This is a genomic window from Microbacterium testaceum (assembly GCF_003075375.1).
Taxonomy (GTDB): Bacteria; Actinomycetota; Actinomycetes; order Actinomycetales; family Microbacteriaceae; genus Microbacterium; species Microbacterium testaceum_E.
The window spans coordinates 1-5547 of sequence record NZ_QDFT01000081.1; the positions used below are offsets into that span (position 1 = coordinate 1).

Below are 5547 nucleotides of genomic sequence, written 5' to 3' on the forward strand. Positions count from 1 at the left end.
GTGGTTCCGCGWWCGGCGGCGACGCTGGGTTGTGCGGTCATGTCAGAGATCCAATGTCAGAGTCGGGGTAAGTGAGCGCGAGACGCAGACGTACATGTAGTCGCCCTCGAGCTGCTCGTCGTCGGTGAGGATCGAGTCGCGATGGTCGGGGATCCCGTCCACAACCACGACCTCGCAGGAACCGCAGGTGCCCTCGCCGCACGAGTTCCGCACCCGCACCCCTGCCTCCAGAAGAGCGGACAGCGCGGACTGATCGGCGCGCACGGGGATCTTCTGATCGGTGGAGTCCAGCACGATCGTGAATTCCGAGTCGGTCTCGCTCGTCGCGAGCGCCCTGGGGGCGAACCGCTCGACACTCAGGTGCACGCCGGGATGGGGGCGGATGGCCTCCTCGACGGCATCCAGGAGGGACTCCGGTCCGCACGCGTAGAAGTGCGCATCCGTGTTCTCGGCGACGATCGTGGACAGGTCGGCCCGGCCCATCGTGGACGACTCGATCACCGTGACGTGATCGCCGAAGAGGGAGAGCTGCTGCAGGAACGGCATCGAGTCGGTGTACCGGCCCAGGTAGAGCAGATGCCACGCCAGGCCCTGCTCTTCGGCGCATTCGATCATCGGAAGGATCGGCGTGATCCCGATTCCGGCCGCGATGAAGTATGGACGTGCCTCCGGATCGAAGGAGAACAGGTTCCCGATCCGTGTCACCTCGACGTCGACGCCCTCGGTGAGGTGCGCGTGCACGTACGCGGAACCACCTCGCCCGGGATCCGCGCGTCGTACGGCGATCCGCCAGGACTGCGAATCCGACGGGGAACCGCAGAGGGAGTACTCGCGAACGAGGTCATCCGAGCCGAGCCGGAGGCCGATGTGCGCTCCGGCCGTCCAAGCGGGGAGGATGCCGCCGTCGGCGCGGGACAGCTCGATGACGGCGACGTCGGATCCTTCGTGACGCCGCGCGCCGACGACGAGGCGCAGCGGTTCTTCGAATGTGGTGATGGTGTGGGGCATGGTGTTTCCTCAGCGTCTTTCGGCGGTGCGCGGGGTGGGAGTCCCACCCCGCGCACCGATGTCAGACCGTCGCCTTGATTTCGATCTCGATCCGCATCCCGGGGAATGCGAGTGCGGGCACCGCGATCGCGGTCCACACGGGGTAGCGCTCGGGCAGGAGCGAGGCGAACGCCTCGAGCACGGCACCGATGCCCTCACCCTGGATCGACTCGGCGCCGACCGGAACCACGTGGTAGGTGCGGACGCTGAACACGTTGCTCCAGCTCAGGCCGGCGGCTTCGAGGGTGGCGGTGATGTTCGCGAAGGCCGTGGCGATCTCCTCTTCGAGGGTCTCGGGAAGGGACAGATCGGCGAGATGACCGGTGTGGCCGGACAGCTCGACGATGTCGCCCACACGGTGGGCGGCGGCGAAATGGAATTGGTCGCGCAGCACTCGGCCGGTGCTGCCTTCGGGAAGAACGATTTCAGTGATGGACACAGCGAACTGCTTTCGGATGAAGAGGAAGGATTCGAAGGGTGGGTCACCCGTGACCGGAGCGCGCGGCGGCAGAGGCCGCGGCGCGTCGAGATCGCCGGGGAGGGAACGCGGGGCTCCGATCAGGCGGGCGCGACTTCGCCTGTCTCGTCCGTGACCGCGTCGGAGACCGCCGTCACCGACCCGATCTCGACGCGTCCCGTGGCGGTGATGTTCGAGTAGACCCCGATGCAGGCCCAGTCGCCGAACGGCTCGACCAGACGCGTGTTGTGCTTGACCAGCGAGCGCAGCGTCCCGCGATCGAGGGGGAGCTCCTCGCGCGGCAGGGTCGTCATGATGCACCGGACGGTGTTCATCACGACCGTCGACGAAGCCTCGCCGATGTGCAGGTTCTTCCCCACCCACTCGGTCTCCACCAGCCCCGACTCGTCCGTGTCGATCAGGAAATTCGGGCGGTAGCGGCGGACGTCGAACGTGGCGTCGGGGTTCAGCGACTTCATGTGCTCCAGTGCCGACGTGGTCATCACGTGCAGGTCGCCGAGGTCGTACGAGCGTCCGGGCTTACCGAACAGGTCGAAGTCGATCTGCAGCTCGCCGTGCTCGTTCGAAGAACCCAGCTTCGAGAAGTTGTTCTCGCCGAGGATCTCGCCGATCCAGGTCATCTCCGCGACGGTCGCCTCGGTCTGATCCATCGTCGAGAGGTGCACCTCCACACCGACCGATTTGCTGAGCAGTTCGTCGACGTCGGGCTGGTCGCTGCGTACGACCGTTCCGTCGGGGAAGGTGATCGCGATCGGCGGGATCTCGCCGCCCGCGTGGGGCTCCTCGATGTATGCGGCGGAGTAGCGGAGGAGATGGCCCCACTTGCGCGGGTTCTTCGCGTTCGCGAGCTTGCCGGTCGCGACCTCGACGAGGGCCCAGAGGTGGTCGCCGACCACCCCGGATTCGTTGATCTCGCAGGAGGTCAGTTCCTCGCCCGTCATCGACTTCACGGGATATCGGAAGATGCGCTGCACCTTGCCGACGGCGACGGGTGCGGGTGTTTCCGTGTCGATCAGAGTGGACATGACGTACCTTCTCTCGGGCGAACGCGAGCGTCCGATGGCCTCGTACATGTCGGAACCCAAGGGAGGCATTCATCGGAACAGAGCGTTCAGAATTGAATGAGCAGAAACTGCTTAGCCACGAAACCGTGACCCTTCCCTCGGCGACCGGGAGGTTGCAACGAGAGGTACTTTCTTAGATTCGCAGGTCATTGTTACGTCGAAATTTCGGCGACGTAAGAGACCCGTGAGCGCGGACGCGACCTCCGCCGGTCTCGCAGGCCCGAGATCGTCCGCGTCGCTGCGATTCTCGCCCCGTCTTCGCGGAGGAGTGAGAGCAGCAGGTTCTGAGGCCAGACGGCATCCGGCTCTCACCCTACGGAGCTGCCCACCCCCGCCACTCGCTCGCCGCGCCGCGTGATCACCAGGGCCACGACCGCAATCACCGCAGCGCCGAACATCACAACCGCCAACGGCGCAGCCGTCCCCTCGCCACCCAGACTCACCAACGGCGACACCAGAGCCGCGAGCCCGAACTGCAGAGCTCCGAGCACGGCCGACGCACTCCCCGCGATCTGCGGGACGGCGCCGAGAGCCAAGGCGGTGGCGTTGCCGAACACCAGACCGAGCGACCCGACGGCGGTGAAGAGCGGAACCGTGAGCCAGAAGACCGGCGCCCCGAAGAAGACGAGCAGCGCGAAAGCGACGGTCGACGCGGTGACGAGCGTGATTCCGAGCGTCAGGATGCTCTCGACCGAACGGGTGGCGGTAAGTCTCGATGACAGTGCGCTCACAACCACGAGCGCGAGCGCGTTCAGGCCGAACATGATTCCGTAGCCGACCGTGTCGAGTCCCAGCATGTTCTGGTACAGGAACGGCGAGGCAGAAATGTACGCCATCATCACCGCGAACCCGAAGGCGAACACCGCCGTGTAGCCGAGAAAGGTCCGCGACCGGAGTGCGCGGAGGGGAGATCCGGATGCCACCCGCTCGGCGCGAAGCTCATCTCGGCGCGAGCGCAGGTGCGTTTCGCGCACCACCACGAGCACGGCGACGAGCATGGCGATCGACAGCCCCAGCACGATCGCCAGTAGGCCGCGCCAGCCGATCGGACCGGTGAGCAGGCCGCCCAGGAGCGGGGCGACGACCGGGGCGACGCCCCCGACGATCATCATGAGCGAGAAGGCGCGCGCGGCGGCCTTGCCGGTCGACAGGTCGGAGATGACGGCGCGGCCGATGACCATGCCCGCGGCACCGCCGAGACCCTGGAAGAGGCGCGCGGCGACGAGCACGGCGACGTTCGGCGCGAAGACCGCGACCGCGCTCGCGAGCACGCACAGGGCGGCTCCGGCGACGAGGGGCGGGACTCGACCGAAGCGGTCGGAGAGGGGACCGAAGACGAGCTGCCCGGCGGTCACGCCGAGAAGGAATGCCGTCAGCGTGAGCTGCACGGTCGTGGCCGACGTCGCCAGCTCCGTGGTCATCTGCGGGAAGGCCGGCAGGTAGAGGTCGGTGGCGAAGGGGGCGACGGCGCTCAACAGTCCGAGCACCAGCAGAAGCGGTGTCGTGATGCCGCTCGATCGAGAGGGGAGGGATGCCGCGGGGATGCGCACGGAGTCGGTGTTGGTCGCCATGGTTATGAAAGCATAACAGTTAGTGACCCGACTGATAAAGTCGGCCCGTGGCCCCCGCGATCTCCGACGACGCTCTCGCCGAGTTCGCCGACGTCGTGATGCGCATCGCGCGCGAGATTGATCCGAACGGTCCGCAGGCGCCCGACATCGTTCCGCTCACCGGCACGGAAGCGCTCGTGATGCGGTGGGTGCATCACAACCCCGGCGCCTCGCCGAGCGCCGTCGCCAAAGCTACCGCGCTGCAGCGCAGCAACTGCAGCGTCGCGCTGCGCTCGCTGGTCGCGAAGGGCATGATCGAGCGTCAGACCGCCCCGGATGACGCCCGCGCGGTGCGTCTGCTGCCCACCCCTCTGGCGGATGAGAGCGTGCGGAAGCTCCACGCGTTCTGGGTCGACCGCCTTCGCTCGGCACTCGAGGGAGATGACGCCGGGGTGGAGGCGGCGGCTGCCCTGCTCGCCCGCGTGGAAGGCGGACTGCGGCGCGGACACGACGCGACGACGTCCCCCCACTGAGGCCCTCGGGAAAGGCGCCGACCCGGTGTTACGCCCGGCTACGCCATGGATCGCCCGCCGCGACGGCATCCCGTAGCTTCATTTCACCAACCCCTCGAAGGCAGGTGAAGCCATGTCCCGCACGATCTCGTCGACAGTCCACCCGATCCAGCGCTGCATGGCAGCCTCGAACCCGTCGGCGTGGTGGGACGGTTTCGTCATCGCCGCGGATGGCGCGACGGTGACGGTCGCTCTGCTGAACGGTGCGACCACGGAGCTGCGGGTCGTCGGTCCCGCGGTCGATATCGCGATGGGGGAGCCGGTGGCCTACCACCCGGTCGCGGAGCTCCTCAGCGCAGCCGCGATCACCACGACCGCGCGCGCCGCGTAAGGCGCCCGCCGCCATCGGCGCGACCGCGCGCACGGCATAGCCGAGCGGCCGCCGACGAAACGTCAGCGGCCGCGCGAAGAAGAGAACTCAGGCGCTCATCGAGGCCATCATCGCCTCGCACTTCATGACCATGTCGTCGCAGGCCATCGCGCAGTAGCGGCACATCTCGTCCATGTCGGCGTGCGCGCGGCACTCGGCGGCGCAGGCCTTGCCCATGGTCATGCAGGCGGTCATCATGGCGCTCATCACGTCCATGTTCATTCCGGCCGGACGCATCATCATGTGCAACGTCGCCTGCGCCATCTCGACCATGTTCGAGCACATGGCGCAACACGTCGCCATTTCGGGGCCGTGCATCATGTCGCTGCCGGCGCACATCGCCGCGGCCATCGCGCACGCGTTGAGCGACTGCATGCATTCCTGCATGGCATCCATGTCCATCGACATCTCGCCCATGTCCATCGACTTCATCATGGCCATCGTGTCCATTGCTACTCCCGTGTTC

7 protein-coding genes are annotated in these 5547 nt (G+C 67.1%); 2 read left to right on the forward strand and 5 right to left on the reverse strand.

The genetic code is table 11. The annotated features are described in order from the left end of the window. Positions 1-42: 42 nt before the first annotated feature. The 4 genes from DC432_RS15705 to DC432_RS15720 all read right to left on the reverse strand — a co-directional run bounded on the left by DC432_RS15705 (position 43) and on the right by DC432_RS15720 (position 4160). Entirely contained in the window at positions 43-1008 is a 966-nt protein-coding gene (locus tag DC432_RS15705) for a PDR/VanB family oxidoreductase (RefSeq protein ID WP_116538639.1), read from the reverse strand. Positions 1009-1069: 61 nt separating this feature from the next. Next, a complete protein-coding gene (locus DC432_RS16575; protein WP_165801313.1) occupies positions 1070-1486 on the reverse strand; it encodes a Rid family hydrolase in 417 nt (138 codons plus the stop codon). Between the two features lie 119 nt (positions 1487-1605). After that, positions 1606-2550 carry an MOSC N-terminal beta barrel domain-containing protein gene (locus DC432_RS15715; RefSeq protein ID WP_165801314.1) on the reverse strand — a complete coding sequence of 315 codons (945 nt, stop codon included), beginning with the start codon at positions 2548-2550 and terminating at the stop codon, positions 1606-1608. A 347-nt stretch (positions 2551-2897) separates the two neighbouring features. Then, a complete protein-coding gene (locus DC432_RS15720; protein ID WP_116538642.1) occupies positions 2898-4160 on the reverse strand; it encodes a multidrug effflux MFS transporter in 1263 nt (420 codons plus the stop codon). A 47-nt stretch (positions 4161-4207) separates the two neighbouring features. Here DC432_RS15720 and DC432_RS15725 point away from each other — a divergent pair, with 47 nt between their 5' ends. Both DC432_RS15725 and DC432_RS15730 read left to right on the forward strand, forming a co-directional pair. Next, positions 4208-4672, forward strand: a complete 465-nt coding sequence (locus DC432_RS15725) for a MarR family winged helix-turn-helix transcriptional regulator (RefSeq protein WP_243393177.1) — start codon at positions 4208-4210, stop codon at positions 4670-4672. Between the two features lie 157 nt (positions 4673-4829). Next, positions 4830-5042, forward strand: a complete 213-nt coding sequence (locus DC432_RS15730; RefSeq protein ID WP_243393178.1) for a nuclease — start codon at positions 4830-4832, stop codon at positions 5040-5042. A gap of 87 nt (positions 5043-5129) precedes the next feature. Here DC432_RS15730 and DC432_RS15735 read toward each other — a convergent pair whose 3' ends face one another. Next, on the reverse strand, positions 5130-5522 hold the full coding sequence (locus tag DC432_RS15735) for an aldehyde dehydrogenase (protein WP_243393179.1): 393 nt from the start codon (positions 5520-5522) through the stop codon (positions 5130-5132). Between the last annotated feature and the right edge of the window lie 25 nt (positions 5523-5547).